The sequence below is a fragment of the Ruegeria sp. BG8 genome (assembly GCF_056538325.1).
Genome location: NZ_JBQFSZ010000026.1, coordinates 1 through 1,906, shown reverse-complemented (window position 1 = coordinate 1,906; position 1,906 = coordinate 1). Strand labels below are relative to the sequence as shown.

The 1,906-nt window shown below is 57.6% G+C and carries 1 protein-coding gene; it reads left to right on the top strand.

Annotated elements, in window-relative coordinates:
- The first annotated feature begins 21 nt into the window (after positions 1–21).
- A complete protein-coding gene (locus ACR0DG_RS21405) occupies positions 22–1,848 on the top strand; it encodes a BCCT family transporter (RefSeq protein WP_480700564.1) in 1,827 nt (608 codons plus the stop codon).
- Positions 1,849–1,906: the final 58 nt, after the last annotated feature.

Genomic DNA, 1,906 nt, shown 5'->3' with positions numbered 1-1,906 from the left:
ACGGACAACACGGAGGAAGTTATGTCGATAAAAGAGCCGTTTACGGACTTGGACATAAAGACGGCGGATAGCGGTTTTTATGAGAATAACAGCGTACCTATTGCGCTGATCAGTAAGGGTATCATGGTTGCTCTGGTGCTGTGGGCTTTGGTGTTTCCGGCCAATGCCAACAGCACATTGGGCAGCTGGAACTTCAAGCTTCTGGAAGTTTTCAACAGCTTTTACATTGTGATTGTGGGGCTGTTCTTTTTCTTTCTGGCAGTTGTTGCGATTATCCCTTCGACGGGCAAGCGGGTGATGGGCCTGCCGGGTGAGAAGCCCGAGTTTTCGAACTTTTCGTGGTTTTCGATGATGTTCGGTGCCGGTCTGGGTGTGGGCCTGATGGTTTTTGCCACGGCCGAGCCTCTGGGCCTGTGGGGATCGAACCCGGTCGTGGTTGCCGGTGACGTTGTGGGCAACGAGCCCGAAGCGGTGCAATCGGCCTATCGCTATACCTATCTGCATTATGGGTTCCACGCCTGGGCGATCTACGTGGTGACAGGCCTGTCGCTGGCCTATTACGCGTATACGCGCAACATGCCGCTGACCATTCGCGCGGCGCTGACGCCACTGTTTGGCAAGCTGATGAACGGTTTTCTGGGCCACATCGTTGACGTTCTGGGCGTGGTTGCGACCATCCTGGGCGTGTCGGTGACCATCGGGTTTGGCGTAAGCCAGTTCATCGACGGTCTCTATGCCATCACGGGCATGGAATGGATCATGGACTTTGGTGGTGAGGTTCCGACCCCGTCCAAAGTGGGCCTGATCTCTGGTCTGGTCGTCATCATGGGTCTGTCGATCATCTCGGCTGTGTCGGGTGTTGGCCGGGGCGTTAAGTACCTGTCGAACCTGAACCTGGTTCTGTCGATCATCCTGCTGGGCACGTTTGTTGTGTTTGGATCGTTTGTCTTCGCCATGACCACCTATGGCACGGCGATGGTGGACTATATCCTGCACTTCATCTCGCTTAGCTTTAACGCCTATGGTCCGCTGTCGGCCGAGGCTTTTGCGGCGGCTTTGCCTGCAGAAGCGCAGGCGCATGCCAATGACCTGATGGGCGGCGCGACCAATGCGTGGGGCAGCTTTGACGGCTTCAAGAGCGGTCTTGAGGGCGCAGCAGCCGAGCTGGACGAAGCGACACTGGCTGCGGCCTATGCTGCAGGTGAGCAGGGTCGTCAGTTTGGCTGGCAGGCCGGTTGGACCACGTTCTACTGGGCGTGGTGGATCGCGTTCTCGCCGTTTGTGGGCCTGTTCCTGGCACGCATCTCCAAGGGCCGTTCGGTTCGCGAATTCATCCTGGGCTGCGTGTTCGCACCGGCGCTGGTGTGCTTTGCGTGGATGACGGTTCTGGGCGGCACGGCGATTGATCTTGAGCTGGCAGGTGCAGCTGAAGGTGCGATCATCGGTGCGTCGAACACCAACAAGCTGTTCGTGACACTGTCCTACATGATTGACGGCGGTCTGCTGTCGATGCTGAATGTGATGTGTGTGATCCTGATCATGACCTTCCTGGTGACGTCTGCGGACTCGGGCATTCTGGTTATGAACACGATCATGTCGGGCGGCAGCCAGGAGACGGGCATCAAGCACCGCATCATCTGGGGTCTGATCCTGACGGCTGTGATTGGCACGCTGATCCTTGCGGCGGGTGACAACAACCCGCTGGACGCGCTGCGCAACGCGATGATCATCGGTGCGCTTCCGTTCACGATGGTGATGGGGCTGATGATGGTTGCCCTTGCCAAAGCGCTGTTCCGCGATGGTCTGCGCGACAAGCAGGGCGAAGGCGCCACACAAGCCGCCGAATAACCCAAAGCCAAAACAGCAATAAAACAACAAACGCCGCCCAAACCGGGCGGCGTTTCAA